Below are 21,104 nucleotides of genomic sequence, written 5' to 3' on the forward strand. Positions count from 1 at the left end.
TTTAGGATCCATTCAACTTTGGATTATTTGAGTCCTAGAGAATATAAATTACATAACCTTAAAAAAGTTGTCTAGTTTACTGTTGACAATCCATAGTTTCGTACACTGTCTTTGATAAAAATACTTAACATAGTGATAATAAGCTGCCATAGAAATCACTGCTATATCAGGCAAAGTTGTAGGTAGGTTATTTTTATGAATTACTATGGCTTTATTTATTTCCTGATCTAACTGTATATATAATTCATTGAGTTCAGTAGCGTAATCAGTTATGTCTTCTTCTGATTTTTTAACTTTACGCATTGCAATTATTAAGCTTATAGTTAGTAATACAATTATTCCAAGGCCTATTCCGCCCTAGGGAAAAAAGTGCAGCAGCCACATGGCGAACAGCTCTTTCATCCACATGAGGTAAGGCAAAAACCGGCCACTGAGGATAGAGGCGAGTAGAGACCTTATAGGGAAATCATGCGTTCAATAATCCTTTCGCGGATAAAGCCTACATCAATTTGATCGTCCAACAGAGCATGAATAACATTTTGGTGGATCTTTTAGCTGGTTAATGTCATTGCGATGGGCACCAGTTACAACAACACCTCCTAATTAGGGGTATTGTAACTTAAGGAATTTTTCTTATAAAAAATTACATTATCAAAGGAAATGACCACCAAAAGATAGAAGGAAACTAATATCAATAAAGGTATAATGTGGATTAAAAGAAAGGTGGTGAACTCCACTGAAAACTATTGTCATAGGTGTTATTGGTGCGGATGTCCATGCAGTGGGAAACAGAATATTAGAATACGCTTTCTCTAATGCAGGATTTAAGGTGATTAATATTGGGGTTTTGTCTAGTCAAGAGGATTTTATTGAAGCGGCCATAGAAACTGACGCGGATGCTATTCTCATTTCATCTCTTTATGGCCATGCAGAAATCGATTGCAGGGGCTTTAGAGAAAAGTGTATGGAGGCTGGGATAGGAGATATCATCATTTATGTGGGTGGTAATTTGGGGTTAGGTAAGCAAGATTGGGAAAGTGTCAAATCTATATTTTTAGATATGGGATTTGACCGGGTTTATCCACCTGGAACGCTACCTGATGAAGCAGTTAATGATCTAATAACTGATTTGGAGAATCTATAATGGAGCTGGCACTATTTGTTGATTTTGGTAGCACTTATACAAAGGTAACCGTAGTAGATTTGGAGAGGGAAGAAATAAGAGCTACTGGGGCTGCGGGTACTACAGTAGAGAGTTGCATCACAGTGGGACTGGAGAAGGCTCTAGGACAAGTCTATACAGATATTGGCTCAAAGCCAGAGTTTGTATATAAAGCAGCTTGTAGTAGTGCTGCTGGAGGTTTAAAGATAGTTGCTGTTGGACTGGTAAAAAACTTGACTGCTGAAGCAGCCAAACGGGCTGCCTTAGGTGCAGGTTCTAAGGTTTTAGAAGTTTTCTCGCATCAATTGACAAGGGAGGATATCTATGAAATTGAAAAACTTTCACCTGATATAATCCTTTTGGCAGGTGGAACAGATGGGGGAAACCGAGAAGTACTTATCTACAATGCAGGCATGCTTAGCCAGCTCACAGTAAGAATTCCTATTGTCATAGCTGGCAATAGGGTAGCGGCTCCTGAAGCTCAAGCCATACTTTCCAAAAACAACTTTGAAACGGAAGTCGTAGAAAATGTAATGCCCCAGCTAAACCAGTTAAACGTAGAGCCTACCAGAGCTAAGATTAGAGAAATATTTTTTCAAAAGCTAACTATAGCTAAGGGACTTAAAGAGGCGGAAGGATTAGTGGGGGGAGTAATAATGCCTACCCCTGCTGCAGTTCTCAAAGCAGTTGAAGTGCTTGCTCAAGGGTCATCCGATGAAACGGGTTGGGGTGATTTGATGGCTTTAGACTTAGGGGGGGCTACAACAGATGTCTACTCTATTGGAAAAGGAGAGCCATCTAAACCGGGAATTGTTTTAAAAGGGCTAGAAGAACCCTTATCTAAGCGTACCGTAGAGGGAGATTTAGGAATGCGTTATAGTGCCCAGTCCATATTGAGCGCTACAGCCAATAACCTACCTTCTTCTTTAGAGGAGGAGCTAAGTGCCTATACTTCTCATATTTCTCTGGAAACCACATATCTTCCCCAAACTGAAAGAGAGAAGGTGCTTGAAAAAGAGTTAGCAAAAATAGCTAGTAGCATAGCAGTGGAGAGGCACGTAGGAAGATTAGAGGTTAGTTATACGCCTTTTGGCGCCACATACTTCCAATATGGAAAAGATTTGACGCATGTGACGCACTTGATAGGGACTGGTGGCATATTAGTAAATTATAAGGCGCCCATGGAAATATTGCAGAGTGTTCTATTTAATTCAGAAAATAGCACTGTGTTAAAACCGCAAAAACCCCAATTATGGCTAGACCAGAGCTATATTCTAGCTGGCATGGGATTGTTAGCGGAAATTGATTCGCGCAAGGCCTTGAGAATTATGAAAAAATATCTGATTAAGCTAGGGGGACATTAAATTTATGCAAAATGAGAAAATAGCCCAAAGGGATTTTTTTGAGCAGCGGGAAGAGGTTTTGAATTCATGGCCTACAGGTAAAGAGGTTGATTTGGAGGAAGCAGTTAAATACCACTTAGATATGCCTAAGAGCAAAAACTTTTCTTACAAACTCAATATTGCATCTGATAACGGTGAAACCTTGGCTCAGCCAAGAGCAGGTGTTGCGTTGATTAGCGAGCACATTAGTTTGCTAAAACACCTAGAGCAGGGTGGGGCAGATCTATTGCCTACAACTATAGATTCATATACGAGGCAGAATAGGTATCAAGAAGCACAAACTGGAGTGGAAGAGAGCCGCAATACGGGAAGGTCAATGCTAAACGGATTTCCTGCAGTAAACCATGGGGTAGAGGCTTGTCGTGAGGTGGTTGAAGAGCTTAAAACCCCTGTCCAAATAAGGCATGGTACTCCTGATGCTCGATTGTTGGCTGAAATAACTTTAGCGGGAGGGTTTAATGCCTTTGAAGGGGGAGGTATTTCCTACAACATTCCCTATGCTAAGGATATTGATTTAGAAAAGTCAATTTACTGGTGGCAATATGTTGACCGGTTGACAGGGTATTATGAAGAAGTGGGGATTTCAATTAACCGGGAGCCCTTTGGACCACTGACGGGAACTTTAGTGCCCCCTTGTATCTCTCACACTATTGGGATTATTGAGGCACTATTAGCTGTTAAGCAGGGCGTAAAAAATATCACTTTGGGCTATGGTCAATGTGGAAACTTAGTGCAGGATGTAGCTGCCCTTGTCAGTTTAAAAGAGTTGGCAGAGGAATACCTAAGCGAATTTGGATATGGTGACACCAAGGTTACTACAGTTATGCACCAGTGGATGGGAGGCTTTCCTCAGGATGAGAGTAAAGCTTATGCAGTTATTTCCTGGGGTTCAGTGGCGGCAGCATTAGGTAAAGCAACAAAGGTAATCGTAAAAACACCACATGAAGCCTATGGAATTCCAACCAAAGAGGCAAATGTGGCAGGAATAAGTGCTACAAAGCAGATAGTAAATATGCTTAAGGATCAAGAAATGGAGGATAGTGCCAGGTTTAGAGAGGAAAAAGAAGTTATAATCAAGGAGACTAAAGCAATTCTCCAAAAGGTACTTCAATTGGGAGAAGGTGACTGGGTTAAAGGTGTTGTAAGATCATTTCAGGCGGGAGTTATAGATGTTCCTTTTGCACCCAGCCGCTTTAATGCAGGAAAAATCCTTCCAGTAAGGGATAAGGAGGGCTGTGTTAGAATGCTAGAGGCTGGAAATATTCCCTTTTCCCAAGAGGTTCTAGATTATCATAGAGAAAAAATTCAAGATCGAGGCAAAGCAGAGGGGAGAATCCCTTCCTTTCAAATGGTGATAGATGATATATACGCTATTAATAAAGGAATGCTAGTGGGCAAAAAAGGGAGGTGAGCACGCTGAAAATTATAGATGTTATTGCTACACCAGGGGTTACGGGCTTTTATTTTGATGACCAAGAGGCTATTAGAAGAGGTGCTCAAGAAGACGGATTTACCTATCAGGGAGAACCTTTGACTCCTGGGTTTAATGCAATCAGGCAAGCAGGAGAATCCATTTCCATTATGTTAATGCTAGAGAATGGCCAAATTGCTCACGGTGACTGTGCTGCTGTTCAATACTCTGGGGTTGGTGGACGTGACCCTCTGTTTTTAGCTCAGGAATATATCCCTGTAATTCAAAGGGAATTAAAGCCAATACTTGTGGGTAGGGAGCTTACTGCCTTTAGGGACATGGCCAAGGAATTTGACGCTTTAATTTTGGGCAATGGGAAAAGGCTACATACGGCTATTCGCTATGGTATAACTCAGGCCCTTTTAGATGCAGTGGCAAAGTCCCAATGTTTGACCATGGCTGAAATTGTTTCTAAGGAATACAATATTACCATGCAACCAAAGGCAATCCCTATTTTCACTCAGACCGGAGATGATAGGTACACTCATGCAGATAAGTGTATCATTAAGGGAGCTCAAGTGCTCCCCCATGGACTTATTAACAACAAGCTAAAGTTCGGTGATAAAGGAGAAGCATTGGTAGAATATGTTAAGTGGCTTAGTAGTAGAGTTCAAAAGCTAGGTGAAGATGGCTATGAACCTATCTTACACATTGATGTTTACGGGGCTTTGGGTATAGCTTTTGACAATAATACAGCTCAAATGGCCCAGTACCTAAAAGATTTAGGAGAAGCTGCTTGGCCTCTGAAGCTTCGAATAGAAGGTCCAATGGATGCTGGAAGCAAGAGTGCCCAACTGAGGGAAATGGGTAAGCTCTACAGTCAACTGAAGGAGCTGGATACTACTGTAGAGATTATCGCCGATGAATGGTGTAATACCTTGGAAGATATAAGAGATTTTGTGCAGGAAGAAGTCTGTCACATGGTCCAAATTAAGACCCCTGATTTAGGCGGAATTAACAATACTATTGAGGCAGTTCTTTACTGTAAAGAAAATGGGGTAAAAGCGTATATGGGTGGTACCTGCAATGAAACAGAGCGCTCGTCCCAGGTATGTGTCCATGCAGCTATTGCCACCCAGCCAGATCAAATACTGGCAAAGCCAGGTATGGGTGTGGATGAGGGGCTAATGATTACTTATAATGAAATGCAAAGGGCCTTAGCAATTATAAAAAATCGACTGAATAAAGGTTGTGAGATGAATGGATGAGATTAGAATATTATCTCCTACTGCAATTTTAGGTTATGGCTTTCCCATAGAATCATTCCGGGAAGGGTTAAATAGGGAGCCCCATGTAATCGCTGTTGATGCTGGTTCTACAGACCCTGGCCCATATTACTTGGGAGCAGGGGTGTCATTTACTAATAGAGAATCAGTGAAAAGAGATCTCCGTTTAATGCTCAAAGCGGGAAAGGAGCACAATATTCCCGTAATTGTAGGAAGTGCCGGGGGTTCTGGAGCAGATGTGCACCTTAACTGGTGCGTAGAAGTTGTTCGGGATATAATTGCTGAGGAAAGACTTCAATGTAAGGTGGCTACAATATCTGCCCAATTGGATAAACAGTTTATCAAGGAGGAACTAGATTTAGGAAACATAATTCCCTTAGGGCCCTGTGCGCCATTGACCAGGAAAAATCTTGAAGAGACTAGTAACGTAGTAGCCCAAATGGGTGTAGAGCCCTTTATCAAGGCCCTAACATCGGGTGCAGATGTTGTTATCGCCGGAAGAGCATATGATCCAGCAGTCTTTGCCGCCTATCCAATTATGCATGGCTTTGATCCGGGACTGGCCTTGCACCTGGGAAAAATATTAGAGTGCGCATCTATTGCCGCTGTTCCAGGAAGTGGAAGTGATTGTATGCAGGGGACCTTGCGAAGAGATCACTTTTTGGTGGAGCCCCTAAACCCAAACAGGAAGTGTACCACCACATCTGTTTCAGCTCACACGCTGTATGAAAAGACCAATCCCTATATCCTTCCAGGGCCTGGAGGGATATTAGATTTAAAGGAATGCAACTTTTCTCAAGAAACTGATAGAGTTGTACGGGTGGAAAATTCAAAATTTGTGCCAGGGGAAACATACACTGTGAAGCTTGAAGGGGCGCGCTTAGTGGGGTATCGAACTATCTCTATAGCTGGCATTAGAGACCCCATATTTATTGAGCAATTGGACGAAATACTAAAAGGGGTGGAAGAAAGTATCGCCTCCAACTTTAGCCACATTAATAGGGAAGACTATACTCTTGTCTTCCGTAAGTACGGTTACGATGGAGTTATGGGGGATTTAGAACCTGAGCGAACAACAGGTTTTAAGCCTCACGAAATAGGATTGATTATTGAAGTTGTGGCTAAAAGCCAAAATCTAGCAAACACCATTACCAGTTTTGCCCGATCATCTATGCTTCACTATGGCTATCCTGGGAGAGTTGCAACCGCAGGCAACTTGGCCTTTCCCTATTCACCCTCGGATTTTGCTGCCGGGGAAGTCTATGAGTTTTCTATCCACCACTTGCTTACAATAAAGGAGCCGGATAAAATATTCCCAATTAATTGGGAACTAACCTAGGGGGTGAACAACATGGCAGAAATCCCTATTAGAGATTTAGCAGTAGTAATAAGGAGTAAAAATTCAGGTCCCTATGAGCTGACCTTTGATATTATCTTTAAAGACCGAGATACATATGAGCGAGTAATTCAAGCTAACTTTTTTAACCCTGATCTCTTTGCCAAGCTTTATGGAATACCCTTAGAAGAAGTAATTTCTTATGTAGAATTTGCCCCTGCAAACGCAATTAAGTGCACTATTAAAAGACCAATGGCTGCTGGTGATGTGGGAGAGAGAGATGTGTATGGGGCACAGCAACACGCTCCTTTATTGGGCTTGATGATTCCAATGAAATAATAACTTTAGGAGTGGTTAATATGGTTATTGATACCCTTAGCTATTTAATGAAAGCCAAATATTATGCACCTAGGGGTAAGCGCAGATTGCTCAACTTGGGTGTCCACCTGTCTCAGAGGTACTTATGTCCTGATGACAAGCTTATCGGATTAGTGGGAAGTGCAGGTGCTGGCAAATCGCTCTTAATCCGAGGAATGTTTCCAGGCTTAGAGCTCACTAATGACGATCACGGAATAAACGTGAGGCCATTACCCCTCCTACACGATGCGGATGCAGGATTTTTTAAACACCAAACATATCATGTGGACGTACGCTTCGAATCGGCCTTTTGCCAGATATGGGAGTTAGTAGAAGCAGTGAAAAAGGCTCTTGCTGCAGATAGGCGGTTAGTAATAGAGCACTTTGAACTACTTTATCCTTCATTAAATATTAATGCAGAAATGTTAATCGGGATTGGAGAAAAGGTAACAGTGGTGCGCCCTAATGTCTTTGGACCGGAGCCAGAAGAAATTGCCACTACAGCTTTTGAAACTCTTAAGTACAGGCTTATGTCTCATACGGCTGAGGACTTGACTACAATGACCATGAGGGACATAGGCTTAAAATTACCTGAGGTCCACAGCGATGTAAAACACGGCTTTGTTTTGAATTTCAGGGACATACCGAATATAGACTTAGAAAAGATAGAAGCTGGGGTTAAGAAGCTAATTGCGGAGGATTTACCCGTATGCTATGTGGATGATGAGCACATTAAAATTGGAGATCGGCTCTGCAAATGCACTGCTCCTAGACTGCACGTGAACTCAACGGGAGAGATAAAAGGATTTAGACTTTTGAAGGATTACAAATGGGATTCTATTCATCAATTGTATATGATTGCTGGACTTATAAGTTATTGTGATTAAAGGTAATGCCTTAAATACCGGGCTTTATTTCCATTACTACTTTTTATTTAAATTTGATATAATTTAAATAAAGTAGCCTGATGGGAGGTGGGCCTACTATTTGTAGGTAGAAACAATGCCATATAAAAAACGGATAGGATTAAAGCTAGGTACCGTTAATACACTAGTTTTTCGCGAAAATAATGATATACTGGTCCATGAACCCAGCATTATAGCTTATAACATCCAAACCAACAGTATTTTAGGGGTAGGTGAAGTAGCCCGAGATATTATTGGAAGAACTCCCCCGGGAGTTATACCAATACAGCCTCTGCAGGATGGTGTTATAGCTGACTTAGATATGACATTAAACTTAGTTACATATTTTTTAGAGAAGGTTAAGTTATCTAAGATTTATAAAAATGAGATAGTTATCTGCATGCCAGCAGGTTTGAACTCTGTTGAAAGAAGTGAACTAATGAGGTTAATTTCTTCTATTAGCAGGGCAAATACCTATCTAGTCCATGAATCAGTTGCCACGGCCTATGGCTCTGAGCTTGAATTTAGTATGCATAAGGGAGCAATGGTAGCAGACTTAGGTGGTGGCAAAAGTAGTTGCACTATGGTTTCCTGTGGTGACATAGTAGCTGAAAGCTCAATTAAAGTTGCTGGCAAACAGATAGATGCAGCTATCAGAAAATATTTTAAGTATCAGTACCGCTTAGTAATAGGGGAGCTTACTAGTGAAATTCTGAAGATTAAGCACGCTTCTGTTGCTAATAACTTTAAAAACTATCCAGTAACAGTGAGGGGTAGAGACCTTGTCACAGGTTTACCCAAGGCAATAACCTTTGAGCGGGCAGAACTTCAACTAGCTATTGCAGCTACGGTAGATAAGATAATAGATGTAATAAAGAGCACTTTTGCTCTAATTTCTCCAGATTTAGTATATGAAGTTATGATGGATGGTCTAATACTTACTGGAGGGACTGCTCAACTAAATGGGTTAGCCCAAAGGGTGGAGCAGGAACTTTGCTGCCCAGTGCAAGTTGCAAATAATCCAATTAGCAACTTAGTAAAGGGAGTTTTTGTGGCATCAAGGGAGTTAGATTTAGGGGGTATTAAACATGCGCTATGAAGGCACTGTATATAGACCACCAAGTGAAGCCAACAGTTACCTTCTTCAGGTAACATATGGTTGTGCTCACAATCAGTGTACCTTTTGCAATATGTACCAAGATAAGAAGTTCTTTGTGCGAAAGCTTGAGGAAGTGAAAGCAGATATAAAAATGGCACAGAAGAAACTGAATAGTGTAACAAAAGTCTTTCTGTGTGATGGAGATGCAATGGCTCTGAAAACTGAGTACCTCTTAGAGGTAATAGGTGAACTAAAGAGAGCCTTTCCAAAATTAAAGCAAATCTCCTGTTATGCTGGACCCAAAAGTAGCTTGCGGAAGACCAATTCAGAGTTAGAAGCATTGAGAGAGACTGGTTTGACTAGAGCATATTTGGGTTTAGAAACCGGGGACGAGCACCTCTTAAAGGAAATAAAAAAAGGGGTGACTAAAGATGAGATGCTACAAGCGGGACAAAAGCTTGTAAGTGCTGGCTTTAAACTCTGCTTAATGGCTATCTTAGGTCTAGCAGGTAAGGGTCCTCGCTCTGAGCAACATGCTGTAGCAACAGCTCAAATGGTTAATCAGATTAAACCTAAGCAGTTTGCTATATTAACTCTGATGCCTTTTCCCGGTACTGAAATTTATGAAAAGGTCCAGCAGGGCCAGTTTCAACAGTTAGATAACTTTGAGGTTCTAGAGGAGATGAAGTTACTTCTTGAGCATATAACTATTGATAAGTTAATTTTTAACAGTACTCACCCTTCAAATTACTTACCTCTCACAGGAACACTGCAAAAGGATAAAAAGGAATTGCTTAATTATATAGAAGAAGTACTATCAACTCGCACTACCAACAAAGGAATTAGGAAACTGAACTCTCTTTAATTATTGATAAGAATGTTTGCTTTTGGGAACTTTAATTACATCACAACTATGAAAGGGTAGTTAGTAGATGAAAATCTCAAAACCCAAAATTTACACTGGTATTATTGGAGTACTTGTCTTTTTAGGCATTTATCTTGTAAAGGAAATAAGGCAACAGCTAGTAGTAAGTGCAAACCAGGCGGTGGATAATGGGAGAGATTTGGTTCAAAGTAAAGCTTCTGTGCTGGCTGTAACTGCTCATCCTGACGATTTAGAAATATTTATGGGAGGCACTTTAAAGCTGTTAGCATTAGGTGGAGCTAGAGTAAATGTAGTATGCGTTAGTGATGGGGAAAAGGGAGTCAACAAAATTGACTTGAGAAACACGAGACAAAGAGAGCAAAGAAAAGCTGCTGATATATTAAAGGTATCTAATCTTGAGTTTTTGCACCAACCGGACTTGAAATTGGCTCAGGATAAAAATCTGCTACCTCTTTTGTCTCAAGTAATAAGGCAGGTACAGCCCCAATTAATTTTTGCATTTGACCCAACTTACCCTTTAGGAGTAGTAAGGAGACATCCAGACCACATAGCGGTAGGCAAAGCAGTAGCTAAACTCCATAAAAAACTATATCCCGGAACGGATATCTACTTCTATGCTACATCTAAAGCTAATACAGTTGTAGATATATCTGAAACATTACTTTCAAAGCAGCGAGCATTAAGATGCCATAAAAGTCAGTTGCGTTTCAATGACAGGATTTATAATGAGTTTGTAAAAATCTACGCTAAATATTGTGCTAGAGGTACTAAATTTAAATACAGTGAAGTATATAGGAAAGGTGACACTTAATATAGTGTCTTTTTTTTGTGAAAAAAAATAAAAATTTAAAAAGAGGAGAAGGATTTTAGAAAACTATGAAGAAGCATATAGTAACAGTAACTAATATCAACAATAAATTACAACAAGGAAGTCGAGTGTACTGAGGTTGGAATGTACTTGGCTATGAGCCGTCAAGCGGATAGAGAAGGTTATCCCGAGGTGGCAATCGCTTAGGAGGAAGCAGAGCACGCAGCTAAATTTGCTGAGTTACTTGGTTAAGTGGTCAAAGCGGACACTAAAATTAACCTGCAAATGAGAGTAGATGCAGAATATGGCGCCTGTAAAGGCAAGAAAGAGCTTGCTAAACTGGCAAAAGAACAAAAACCTAGATGCTATCCACGATACAGTTCACGAAATGTGCAAAGACGAGGCTAGACACGGTCAAGCCTTTAAAGGGTTATTAGACAGATTTTTTAATAAGTAAATACTTGGCAGTACCTAAAAGAAGGAATATTTTCTCTTTCAGCGAATTCCTATTAAATGGGAAGCAATGAACCTTAGACTATAACAGTGGTCACTTGGGCTAAGGGGAGCTAGTAGTGAAACCAGCCCACGGCACAATTGCCGTGGGTTTTTAGATGCATGCGAAATGGGAGGGACTATACCTTGGCTAAATGGAAACGGGAGAAAAAGCGATTAGGTGATATTTTAATAGATGGAGGAGTTATTACAGAGCTCCAATTAAAGGAAGCACTAAAGACCCAAAAGCAAACAGGCTTGCGCTTAGGCCATGCCTTAATTCAATTGGGTCTTGTCACCGAAGAGCAAATTGACGAGGTCTTAGAGATTCAACTGGGTTTACCCAGAATAGCATTGCACAAAATGCGCTTAAACCCCAAAATAGTTAAGCTGATAACTGGTACTGTAGCTAGAAACTACAAGGTTATACCTTTTGAAAAGGTTGAAAACAAACTGGGTTTGGCCATGGCAGATCCACTAAACTTAGATGCCATTGACAATATTGAAATGCAAACAGGTCTTACAGTAGAGCCAGCAATTGCCAGTGAAAGGGAAGTAGATCAAGCCATCTCTCGCTTCTTTGGCCTCAGCGATTCGGTAGAGCAGGCCTTTGGAAAAGAGTTAGAGGAGATGGAAAAGGAGGAGCTGACCACAGCTACCCTAGACCTAGATGAACTGTTAAATGCCACTGATGAAGCTCCAATTGTAAAGGCAGTTAATGCCATCATTCACCAATCAATCAAAGAAAAAGCTTCAGATATACATATAGAGGCCATAGAAAAACATGTTCGGGTGCGCTACAGGATTGACGGCATACTGCAAGAAATGATCCACCTGCCAATAAAGACTCATGCGGCCTTGGTATCGAGAATCAAAATCATGGCAAATATGGATATTGCAGAAAAACGTAGACCTCATGACGGTCGAATTCAGATAAAAGTGGCAAAAAAGAGCATCGATCTCCGCATCTCCACTTTGCCCACTGTATATGGTGAGAAAGTAGTTATCAGGATTTTAGATAAATCAGATGCCCTCTTTACCATAGATCAACTGGGAATGCAAAAAAGTGTACAGGAGCGATTTGAAAAAATGCTCAAACAAACCTTTGGTATCATTCTCATAACTGGACCTACGGGAAGTGGTAAGACTACAACCCTTTATGCTGCGTTAAATAGCATTAATGAAGTTGGTGTAAATACTGTCACAGTAGAGGATCCAGTGGAGTACATGCTAGAGGGGATCAATCAGGTTCAGGTAAACACAAAGGCAGGCCTGACCTTTGCAACTGGATTGCGCTCTATTTTGCGCCAGGATCCGGACATCATCATGTTGGGTGAAATAAGGGATAAAGAAACAGCAGATATTGCAGTGCGAGCAGCAACTACTGGACACAAGGTGCTTTCCACACTGCACACAAATGATGCAGCTAGTACGATTACCAGGCTCTTTGATATGGGCTTAGAACCATATCTAGTTGCCTCATCCTTAGCGGGTGTGGTAGCTCAGCGACTGGTTCGCAGAATCTGTCCACAGTGTAAAGTGAGATACAATTTAGAGCCGGAAAGTCCATGGCGAACATATTTAAGTGCCCCACCAGAGCAAGAAGTGATATTATATAAAGGAGAGGGCTGTAGCTATTGCAACAATACAGGCTATCGAGGCAGAATTGCCATTCAGGAGGTTATGCCCATAACAAAGGAAATGCGGCAGGAAATTGCACTTAGAGTTACTTCAGATATACTTCAATCACTAGCTCGAGAAGCGGGTATGATTACATTAAAGGAAGACGGAATTCAAAAATCATTAGAAGGCATTACCACAGTGGGTGAAGTAATTCGGGTGGCCTTCAGTTCAGATGAAGAAAAGGAGTGAGACTATGGAGGTTAAAGAGCTGATAAAATTAGGTATTAGCAATGGAGCTTCAGATATTCACTTGACAAAAGGGGTTTGTCCTCACTTTCGAATTGACGGTGGAGTCAAGCCTGCAGGGAAGATAAATCCTGCCTTTGATATAGAGCTGGAGTCGCACCATTTGGAAGAGATCATGAAAGAATTGACCAGTAAGGAGCAGCAGGAGCAGCTACAGGAGCGAGGAGAGATTGATTTTTCTTTTTCCCTGCCAGGAAATGCGCGGCTTCGAGCTAATGTATTTAAGCAAAAGGGCACCATTGCCCTAGCCCTGCGAATTATTCCCAGTAAGATTTTGACTATGGAGGAATTGAATTTACCGCCTGTAGTAAAAAATTTGGCTAAGCAGAAAAATGGCCTAGTTTTAGTTACTGGCCCCACAGGCAGTGGTAAATCAACTACATTAGCAGCTATGATTGATTATATAAATAGCAATAAAGAAGAGCATATAATAACCATAGAGGACCCAATTGAGTTTGTCCACAATCACAAAAAGGGAATTGTAAACCAAAGGGAGGTCCATCGAGATACTAATACCTTTGCCACGGCACTGCGGGCGGCAATGCGCCAGGACCCGGATGTAATCCTTGTGGGTGAGATGCGAGACTTGGAAACAATCAGCACTGCCATAACCGCTGCAGAGACTGGACATTTGGTTTTTGCCACATTGCATACCACTTCAGCAGCATCTACAGTGGACCGGATTATAGATGTTTTTCCTCCTCATCAACAGCAGCAGATTAGAATTCAATTGGCAGCTACCCTGCGTGGAGTTGTAGCTCAGCGATTATTACCCCGTGTGCAAGGGAAGGGGAGGGTTGCAGCCATGGAAATTATGGTATCAACTAGTGCTATTGCAAACCTAATTCGGGAAGGTAAAAGCCACCAAATATATTCCATGCTTCAAACGGGTAGCAGAAGTGGAATGCAGACTATGGAGGCATGCTTAACTAACCTGGTTGACAGAGGTCAAATCAGTCCCCAGCTTTTAAGGGAAGAAAATTCTGATGATGCTAACGAGGAGAAACCCAGTGGAGGGGAAGGATTTTGGTAGTTAGTTGCCGAACATTTCAATTAAAATACTAATTCATCATAAATGGAATATCTTGGGGGAAAAGAACTATGAGCCCTAATTATAAATACAAAGCACGCACATATACTGGTGCTATTGTTGAGGATACAATTGAGTCTGAAAGCAGAGAGGCGGCAATTCAAGCTCTGCGTAGCCAAAAACTGCTAGTAATCAATATCCAGGAGCATAAATCACCTCTATGGGATTTAGAAAACCTGAAAGCTATGCTGCAAAAGAAGATGAAAATTAAGGAGCTGGTGATTTTCAGTCGTCAGTTTGCCACCATGATAAATGCGGGGATACCCCTATTGCGCTCTATGAAAATTCTAATGGAGCAAACGGAAAACCAGGGAGTAAAAAATTCCATGGAAGCAGTGGCCCGAGATTTAGAGAGGGGATCAACCCTATCAGAGACCATGGGAAAGCACCCCCAGGTCTTTCCCAAGATGTATGTGAGCATGGTTGAGGCAGGGGAAACGGGAGGGGCCTTAGACCAGGTTCTGGAGCGGCTGGCCAATTATTATGAAAAGGAAGAGGAAATCCGCTCAAAGATAAAATCGGCCATGGCCTATCCCGGCATTATCTTTGCTGTGGCAGTCTTAGCTGTGGTTTTTTTGCTAGTTTTTGTATTGCCCACCTTTAGTGAAATGTTGATAGATATGAATGTGGAAATGCCCCTTTTAACTCAGGTACTAATAAACTTTGGAGACTCCCTGAGCAAATGGTGGTATTTGTATCTTATTGCTCTATTGGGACTGACAGCATTAATATCCTACGCAAAAAAAACGCCTGGAGTAAATTATCTTTGGGATAAATACATGTTACGAATTCCTGTTTACGGAAATTTACAAAAAAAAGTACTCATCTCCCGCTTTTCTCGCACTCTGGGAACTCTTTTGCGCAGTGGTGTTCCAATCATAGAAGCCTTGGATGTGGTAAAGCGAACTGTGGGAAATCAGATTATGTCCCAGGCTCTAGAAAAGGCCAAGGACAGCATTCGGGATGGGCAAGGAGTAAGTGAACCTCTGAAAGATACGGGCATATTTCCGCTAATGACTATTAATATGATCGCAGTGGGCGAGGAGACAGGGGAATTGGATAATATGCTGGAAAAGGTGAGCTTTTACTACGATAGAGAGGTGGATACCACAATCAGTCGCCTCTCAGCATCCATCGAGCCCATCATGATGGTTGCTATAGGTGTTGTTATGGGCGGCATTGTTCTATCTATTATGCTACCAATGGCCCAGCTATACGGATCTTTTTAATAAAATATGAGAAAAAGGACTGGATGACTTAGTGAAGAAAATCAATCTACTACCCCCAGAGATAAAAGTGAAAGAAGAAAATTACATACAGCGAATGGTGAAGCTCTCTTTCTCTTTATTGGTCACTGGGATCTTACTACTTATTTTGGGTAGTGCCCTTTTTCAATTGTTCTCTTTAGAGCGAGAATTAAGTAATTTGGAAGAGGAAATTCAAATAATGGCCCCCTATGAAATGGAAAGGGCTGACTTGGAGGCTGTGATAGCTATTAAAGAGGAACAGCTGGCAGAGCTTTCTCAATTGCCCTCAAGAGCTATTAAAGTGGGTAGCCTTATAGATGAAATACAGCAAATTATCCCAGAAGAGCTGTGGCTGACTCATGTAGGAATAGAGTATCCGGAAATGTATATAGAGGGATATACTACCGTGGCTGAGCCAATTAGCTTTTTCTCTCATAACCTAGTAAAGGGAATTGAAGCTATTAACAGTGCCAAAATAGAGTTTACCGATGAAACAGACTACCGGGGGGTTGATTTGATTCGCTTTGGAATCAGATGTGATCTAGAGATGGAAGGTGGGGTTGAAAGAGATGCAATTGGCCAAGATTCCAATGACACTGACTAAGCGAGATAAGAGGATTCTAACCGCAGTTGGGATTATTTTCTTTATACTATGCGCCTATTGGCTAATTTTCAAGCAATATCTTCCCTATCAAGAACAATTAGTAGCGGAAGTTGATCAGGCTCAGAGTCGGTTGCAGCAATTGCATCAGGATGCCAATGCTATCCCCGTTCTAGAGGAGCAGAGGGATAAGTTAGACCAGGAGCTATCCATGGCAATGAGGCCCTTTAGCTGGAGAGTAGACAAGGGAGATCCCTTATTGGTGTTAGGTCAAAAGGAATTAACTGAAAGCTTCCCCATGCGGGCTATTGCTCAAGGGGAGACCCTTGATTTAGAATACACCATGGGCACCTCCTATTATGTGACCTATCAGGGAAAACAAGAAGGTTTATTAAATCTGCTTACCTACTTGGATAGATTAGAGCAATCTCTCTTATTAGAGCGAGTAGAGATAAATAATCTTTTTGAGCCTCACCAGGAGGGGCTAGCAGATAAAATTCGCATGGAGATTGACTTAATCGCCTTTGGCCTTAAGGATACTAGCCAGGTGCGCTTTATAGCACCACCTATTGAGGCATACAGTGCCAAGGATAATTTATTTCTACCCCATATTGCCTTTCCAGTAATTGAGGAGGCAGAAGAGGGAACAACCGAAAGCTCTACAGGTAACTCAGGAAGTCATCCTGTACCTGAAAATTATCAGGAGTTAATTCAGGAACCCAGATATCACTTTCCCAGGGAAGGAGAGTTGATGCCTTGATTTACGCCCAACTGATTTTTGCCTTTGCTCTAGGTGCAATCATTGGGAGTTTTCTCAATGTAATAATCTATCGAGTTCCCCGGGGGGAATCCATAGTCTATCCGGGAAGCCATTGTCCCGCTTGTGAAAAAGCCCTATCCTTTTGGATGCTAGTGCCTATCCTTAGCTATCTCCTTTTAAAGGGGCGCTGTGGCCACTGCGGGGAGTTATATTCACCCTACTACTTTTGGGTGGAATTGATCACAGGGTTGCTTTTTGCTCTCATCCTTTTAGGTTATGGCTTCACTTGGGAGTCTCTTTTCCACGGATTGCTGGTGGCAATCCTGCTGGCCATCACCCTAATTGATTGGAAGCACTATATAATTCCTGATTCCCTAAACGGAGCTATTGCTCTTTTGGCCCTGATTGGAATCTTTGCAGGCATTACCATTCCACTGACCCAGGCTCTTTTGGGAGCGCTGGTGGGGGGAGGCTTTCTTCTGTTAGTGGCCTTGGTTTTCCCTCAGGGCATGGGGGGAGGGGATGTAAAAATGGTATTTGCCCTGGGCTTGATCACCGGATGGCAGTGGGTGTTGCTGTTATTGTTTTTGGCATCCCTACTAGGCTCCATCTACGGCATTATCAATATCCTGCACAAGGGCAGGGAGGAGGGGAGGATGATTCCCTTCGGGCCCTTTTTAGTCACCGCAGCACTGATTACAATCCACTGGGGAGATGAACTGGTGGCACTATATACTGGGTTATTATTATAGGGGGACAGAATCATGTTTGCTAAAATCGCAAAACTACAGCCTGTACAAAGGCTATTTGCAAAAAAAATTCAGCATGTGGGCTTAGATATAGGTTCGGCTAATATAAAATTGATGGAGGTCTGTGCTGAAACCAAGGCTCCCCTCCGCTATGGCAGTGAACCCACAAATGACGCTCAATCCCTAACAGCTGGAATTGAAAAGCTAGTGGAGGCTAAGGGAGTAGAGCAGGGGTCTACAGTGCATGTGGGAATCAGCGGTAAAGCTGTGGTCTCTAGACAAATTCGCATGCCCCAAATGCCTGTGGAGGAATTAGACCAGGCAGTATTTTTTGAAGCGGAAAAGTATATTCCTGGGAACTTAAAGAATATGTTCATAGATTACGCCATTATTGAGCAGGTGGAGGTGGATGGGGTGCCCAGCTACAATATGCTATTGGCTTCAGCCCCCAAGGATACAATCTACTCCCTGTACAACAGCGTTGAAAAGGCAGGTCTAAAGCCCATATCAATCGAGGTGGAGCCCCTGTCCTTAGCCCGCTATTGGCATCATTGCTATCTGGATTCAGATTTGCCCCACCAGGCCATTTTAAGCCTGGGACATGAAAACGGTCACCTGGTTGCCTTTAAGGGAGAGCATCTCCACTATACCAGGATGCTACCCATGCCCCAGCAGGAGGAGATGTCACCTGTGTTAGAATTGGCCCACCAGGAAGCAGCAGTCACTGCGGAGGAAGGCTTTGAGCCAATGGCCCAGGATGTCTTCGTGGGCCTGGTGACAGAAATCCAGCGCTCACTGGATTTCTACCAAATGCAGGCCAAGGTGCGTCTAAATCGATTAATCATAACTGGGGGAATGGCCAATATTCCCGGAATAGATAACTATTTGGAAACAGAACTAAAACTCCCAGTACTAGTGGACAGCTATAATGATATGGACCCAAAATATAGCATTGCAAAAGGTTTGGCCCTGAGAGAATTGTTGGAGATATAATATGAAAAGACCTATTGAAATCACCCAAAATAAGGTGGATAATTAAAAGCAAGAAACAGATTGAAGTAATTATAAAAATCTAATATGAGAGGAGTAATACATATGATGAGAGCGTTCAGAAAGAAAAACAAGAACAATAAAGGTTTTACCTTAGTTGAGTTGTTGGTGGTTATAGCTATTATTGGTATCTTGGCGGCGGTGATTGCGCCTGCAGTATTTGAACAAATTGATAAGAGTAGGGCTGCAAGGGTTATTGGAGATTATAATTCAGTTAGAACAGCAATGACAGCTTATTATGCGGATAAGGGTGAATATGCTAATAGTTTTGACGAACTTGTAGATAACAACAAGCTAGATGCTACACCTGAATACTCTTGGGTTGAAGAGACCGACGCTGTTAAGTTAATTACTAGCGAAGACTTTATACACGAAGAAGATAGAGAAGCTATTTATTTGTTAGTTAAAGGTTTAAATGATAATATAAAATCAATACTAGAAAAAGATTTAGGCAAAAGATATTATCTAGTAACTAACGATTCACACTTTACTGAAAGTGACGATGGGGATGTACATATATTGATTGTATACACAGAGTCAGAGTAAGCATTATTAATTAATACCCAAAACCCCCACTATCTAGCTGGGGGTTTTTACAACGGAGGACTTTTATGAAATCAATAGACAATAGAGGGGTAACCCTAGTGGAGTTGCTGGTGGCCTTTGTGCTACTGGTCACTGTGACCACTGTTTTTGCCAGTATGGTCTTTTCCGGTGCTGGGGTCAGTGTGACCCATGATGTGCGATTAGAGTCCCTGAGAGAGGGGCAGAACTGGCTAGAGGAGAGCAAGCATCAGCTTCAGCGGGGAGAAGAACCTGCTGGTGGTAAAGAAAATTTGTCCTTAAAGGGAATTGAGGCAACCATGGAGAAGAATATAGCAGAAGTGCATCCCGGCTTATATGAGCTCAAAGTGAGTATTAAAGCCACTGAGGGCACTTTGGCTAAAAACCCTATTGTAGTTGGCACCAGGGTATTTGCAATTGATTGATGAGAAGGTGGACTTATGCTTTTTTTAAAACACAACTTAAGAAATAACCGGGGCATAGCCATGATGATAGTCATAGTAACAGTATTGGTGCTCACAATCATGGGTGGAGTACTGCTGGCTGCTGTGAACAACGAGGTAAAAAGTCGGGTTTGGCTAGAGGAGCGCATAACTGCCCGGTACCTGGCAGAAGCAGCTATTTCTCAGGGTGTCTATGCACTTTCTCATGAAATCAATGATAAAATGAATCAAGTCTATGGTGAGGAGAGCTCAGATCCTGAAATTAATTTAGCAGCTTTAGGTGAAGCTAATCTGGAGCTAGATGAAGGGGATATGAAGGGTAGCTTTGGCTTTCAGTTAAAATCCCTAGAGGATGATGAAGATATATTGACCTTTAGGTTATTTGGAATAGATGAGGAAGTATATAGGACCGTTCCCAATAGCGATAAGTTTGTAATTACTGGAACTGGTACTCTAAGTGATGGTCACAGGAAGTTCATTATAGAGGCAGAAATAAGGCTCTTTTATAGCTTGACGGGAAATAGGGTTTCCGACTATGAGGTACTGGAGTGGAAGGAGATTTTTGAAGAATAGGGTGGTGCTCATGAACAACAGGGGATTCACATTAGTAGAAATATTAGTTGCCATGACCATCTTTACAATGGTTATGGGTCTTTCCTATTCCTTTCTCATTTCTGGACCAGCAGTAATTGGCAGCCAAACTGAAGCGGTGAAATTTCGAGATGATGTGCGGATATTGATGAACCAGCTGACCAAGGACATCCAGGAGGCTACTGAAGCTACAATCAATGAGTTTACTTTGGCTAATGGAAATGTAATTAAATATGAGCATCAAGGAGATAAGGTTATTAGAAGTGTTAATAATAGTGCGAATGTGTTAGCCACAGGACTTGAGGATTTTAACATCTCTGTTACAGATGGGTATTTGTACAAGATTACCTTGAGCTCAGCTACTAAGGGTGAAACTCAAACCTTTAAAGTGGCTCGCAGGATAATTCAACATGATGATCTTGGCAATGGGGATGAACAAGGTGAATTTGTTCCACCAACAGATAACTACATAGATGGAGCAGATTTGGGTTGGTATAGAGGTGGAGGCACATCTAATTTAGCGACCAATCCAAAACCTGAGTTTAATAAAAAAGTGAAGTTAAGTAGACAAAATTTAAAAGTACCTGGTAAAGAGACGTATTTGAAAGCAAAATCTATTTCCTTTGAAGAAGACTTAGAAATACAAAACAATAATTCACTTGAAGTAAAAGTATTAGAAAATATTATTTTTAAAAAGAACATAGAATTTCGCAATAATGACAGCACTTTAAAAATTATCGCTCCTCCGGAATTTGTGGTAAACATTTTTATGCAAAAATCTGTTTATAATAATCTAAATAAAATATCAGGAGAATATACTAAAAATAAAGAATCGAGCGAAAAAGATGAAGGCTATGTCAAGTTAACAGTTAGCTCAAACACGGAATTAGTATTTGGCAATCAATAATTACCTTTAATAAACTGAAGGATTTTAT

General features: G+C 41.5%; 22 protein-coding genes, 1 pseudogene and 1 riboswitch. Of the genes and pseudogenes, 22 read left to right on the top strand and 1 reads right to left on the bottom strand.

Annotated features, from left to right (window positions below; translation table 11 throughout):
• Positions 1-48: 48 nt before the first annotated feature.
• Positions 49-303 (bottom strand): hypothetical protein, encoded by a 255-nt coding sequence (locus GGQ84_RS12375; RefSeq protein ID WP_429163073.1) that lies wholly within the window; start codon positions 301-303, stop codon positions 49-51.
• Positions 304-736: 433 nt separating this feature from the next.
• Between GGQ84_RS12375 and glmS the strand changes: the two genes are divergently transcribed.
• From glmS to GGQ84_RS12485, 22 genes and pseudogenes are all read left to right on the top strand, one after another.
• A complete protein-coding gene (gene glmS, locus GGQ84_RS12380) occupies positions 737-1,144 on the top strand; it encodes a methylaspartate mutase subunit S (RefSeq protein WP_429163130.1) in 408 nt (135 codons plus the stop codon).
• Positions 1,144-2,526 carry a methylaspartate mutase accessory protein GlmL gene (gene glmL / locus GGQ84_RS12385; RefSeq protein WP_429163075.1) on the top strand — a complete coding sequence of 461 codons (1,383 nt, stop codon included), beginning with the start codon at positions 1,144-1,146 and terminating at the stop codon, positions 2,524-2,526. Before glmS ends, glmL begins: the two co-directional genes overlap by 1 nt.
• 4 nt (positions 2,527-2,530) lie before the next feature.
• On the top strand, positions 2,531-3,976 hold the full coding sequence (locus tag GGQ84_RS12390; protein ID WP_429163077.1) for a methylaspartate mutase subunit E: 1,446 nt from the start codon (positions 2,531-2,533) through the stop codon (positions 3,974-3,976).
• Positions 3,977-3,981: 5 nt separating this feature from the next.
• Positions 3,982-5,244 carry a methylaspartate ammonia-lyase gene (locus GGQ84_RS12395; RefSeq protein WP_429163132.1) on the top strand — a complete coding sequence of 421 codons (1,263 nt, stop codon included), beginning with the start codon at positions 3,982-3,984 and terminating at the stop codon, positions 5,242-5,244.
• Positions 5,237-6,601 (top strand): acyclic terpene utilization AtuA family protein, encoded by a 1,365-nt coding sequence (locus GGQ84_RS12400; protein ID WP_429163079.1) that lies wholly within the window; start codon positions 5,237-5,239, stop codon positions 6,599-6,601. Before GGQ84_RS12395 ends, GGQ84_RS12400 begins: the two co-directional genes overlap by 8 nt.
• 12 nt (positions 6,602-6,613) lie before the next feature.
• Positions 6,614-6,937, top strand: a complete 324-nt coding sequence (locus tag GGQ84_RS12405) for a DUF4387 domain-containing protein (RefSeq protein WP_429163081.1) — start codon at positions 6,614-6,616, stop codon at positions 6,935-6,937.
• Positions 6,938-6,957: 20 nt separating this feature from the next.
• Positions 6,958-7,842: an alanyl-tRNA editing protein gene (locus GGQ84_RS12410; RefSeq protein WP_429163083.1), complete on the top strand. Its 885-nt coding sequence runs from the start codon at positions 6,958-6,960 to the stop codon at positions 7,840-7,842.
• A 115-nt stretch (positions 7,843-7,957) separates the two neighbouring features.
• Positions 7,958-8,959, top strand: coding sequence for a rod shape-determining protein (locus GGQ84_RS12415; RefSeq protein ID WP_429163085.1), 1,002 nt, complete (start codon positions 7,958-7,960; stop codon positions 8,957-8,959).
• Entirely contained in the window at positions 8,949-9,824 is an 876-nt protein-coding gene (locus GGQ84_RS12420; protein WP_429163087.1) for a B12-binding domain-containing radical SAM protein, read from the top strand. The genes GGQ84_RS12415 and GGQ84_RS12420 overlap by 11 nt, the downstream gene beginning before the upstream one ends.
• Positions 9,825-9,891: 67 nt before the next feature.
• A complete protein-coding gene (locus GGQ84_RS12425; protein WP_429163089.1) occupies positions 9,892-10,656 on the top strand; it encodes a PIG-L deacetylase family protein in 765 nt (254 codons plus the stop codon).
• A 120-nt stretch (positions 10,657-10,776) separates the two neighbouring features.
• Positions 10,777-11,110, top strand: a pseudogene (locus tag GGQ84_RS12430) (ferritin-like domain-containing protein); the annotation flags it as partial.
• Between the two features lie 50 nt (positions 11,111-11,160).
• A riboswitch (cyclic di-GMP riboswitch) is annotated at positions 11,161-11,246 on the top strand.
• Positions 11,247-11,292: 46 nt separating this feature from the next.
• On the top strand, positions 11,293-13,017 hold the full coding sequence (locus GGQ84_RS12435) for a GspE/PulE family protein (RefSeq protein ID WP_429163091.1): 1,725 nt from the start codon (positions 11,293-11,295) through the stop codon (positions 13,015-13,017).
• Positions 13,001-14,107, top strand: a complete 1,107-nt coding sequence (locus tag GGQ84_RS12440) for a type IV pilus twitching motility protein PilT (RefSeq protein ID WP_429163093.1) — start codon at positions 13,001-13,003, stop codon at positions 14,105-14,107. The genes GGQ84_RS12435 and GGQ84_RS12440 overlap by 17 nt, the downstream gene beginning before the upstream one ends.
• 68 nt (positions 14,108-14,175) lie before the next feature.
• Positions 14,176-15,393, top strand: coding sequence for a type II secretion system F family protein (locus GGQ84_RS12445; RefSeq protein ID WP_429163095.1), 1,218 nt, complete (start codon positions 14,176-14,178; stop codon positions 15,391-15,393).
• A gap of 31 nt (positions 15,394-15,424) precedes the next feature.
• A complete protein-coding gene (locus GGQ84_RS12450; protein ID WP_429163097.1) occupies positions 15,425-16,015 on the top strand; it encodes a PilN domain-containing protein in 591 nt (196 codons plus the stop codon).
• Positions 15,981-16,772: a hypothetical protein gene (locus GGQ84_RS12455; RefSeq protein ID WP_429163099.1), complete on the top strand. Its 792-nt coding sequence runs from the start codon at positions 15,981-15,983 to the stop codon at positions 16,770-16,772. The genes GGQ84_RS12450 and GGQ84_RS12455 overlap by 35 nt, the downstream gene beginning before the upstream one ends.
• Complete coding sequence (locus GGQ84_RS12460) at positions 16,769-17,524, top strand: prepilin peptidase (protein ID WP_429163101.1); 756 nt, start codon at positions 16,769-16,771, stop codon at positions 17,522-17,524. The genes GGQ84_RS12455 and GGQ84_RS12460 overlap by 4 nt, the downstream gene beginning before the upstream one ends.
• Before the next feature lie 12 nt (positions 17,525-17,536).
• Positions 17,537-18,514, top strand: a complete 978-nt coding sequence (gene pilM / locus GGQ84_RS12465; protein WP_429163103.1) for a pilus assembly protein PilM — start codon at positions 17,537-17,539, stop codon at positions 18,512-18,514.
• Positions 18,515-18,616: 102 nt separating this feature from the next.
• Complete coding sequence (locus GGQ84_RS12470) at positions 18,617-19,117, top strand: type II secretion system protein (protein WP_429163105.1); 501 nt, start codon at positions 18,617-18,619, stop codon at positions 19,115-19,117.
• A gap of 65 nt (positions 19,118-19,182) precedes the next feature.
• On the top strand, positions 19,183-19,560 hold the full coding sequence (locus GGQ84_RS12475) for a type IV pilus modification PilV family protein (protein ID WP_429163107.1): 378 nt from the start codon (positions 19,183-19,185) through the stop codon (positions 19,558-19,560).
• A 15-nt stretch (positions 19,561-19,575) separates the two neighbouring features.
• Positions 19,576-20,151: a hypothetical protein gene (locus GGQ84_RS12480; protein ID WP_429163109.1), complete on the top strand. Its 576-nt coding sequence runs from the start codon at positions 19,576-19,578 to the stop codon at positions 20,149-20,151.
• 10 nt (positions 20,152-20,161) lie between these two features.
• Entirely contained in the window at positions 20,162-21,076 is a 915-nt protein-coding gene (locus GGQ84_RS12485) for a prepilin-type N-terminal cleavage/methylation domain-containing protein (RefSeq protein WP_429163111.1), read from the top strand.
• The last annotated feature ends 28 nt before the right edge of the window (positions 21,077-21,104 follow it).

This window comes from Desulfitispora alkaliphila, assembly GCF_050433185.1.
Taxonomy (GTDB): domain Bacteria; phylum Bacillota; class Desulfitisporia; order Desulfitisporales; family Desulfitisporaceae; genus Desulfitispora; species Desulfitispora alkaliphila.